This window comes from Pelomicrobium sp. G1, from assembly GCF_051905455.1.
Taxonomy (GTDB): domain Bacteria; phylum Pseudomonadota; class Gammaproteobacteria; order Burkholderiales; family UBA6910; genus Pelomicrobium.
In genome coordinates, this window is record NZ_JBQACR010000213.1 from 1 (window position 1) to 331 (window position 331).

At 67.4% G+C, this 331-nt stretch carries 1 pseudogene; it reads left to right on the forward strand.

What is annotated here, in order from left to right:
- A pseudogene (gene mtnA, locus ACTFO6_RS18220) lies at window positions 1-272 on the forward strand (S-methyl-5-thioribose-1-phosphate isomerase); the annotation flags it as partial.
- Window positions 273-331: the final 59 nt, after the last annotated feature.

Genomic DNA, 331 nt, shown 5'->3' on the forward strand with positions numbered 1-331 from the left:
TGCTGGCAGAGCGGCACCGCATTCCCTTTTATGTGGCCTGCCCCTTGTCCACCATCGATCGCTCCGTGGCGGAGGGATCGGCCATCCCCATCGAGGAACGCCCAGCGGAGGAAGTCCTGGGTTACGGCGAGTGCCGCTGGGCGCCCCAGGGCGTGGAGGCGCGCAACCCCGCCTTCGACGTAACCCCCGCCGGCCTGGTCACGGGCCTGATCACCGAGAAAGGGGTCGTCGCCCCGCCCGATCAGCGGAAAATCGAGGCGCTGTTCGAATGAGCCCCCCCCTAGAGGGACATGCCCCCGCTCACCTCGATCACCGCGCCGTTGATGTAACT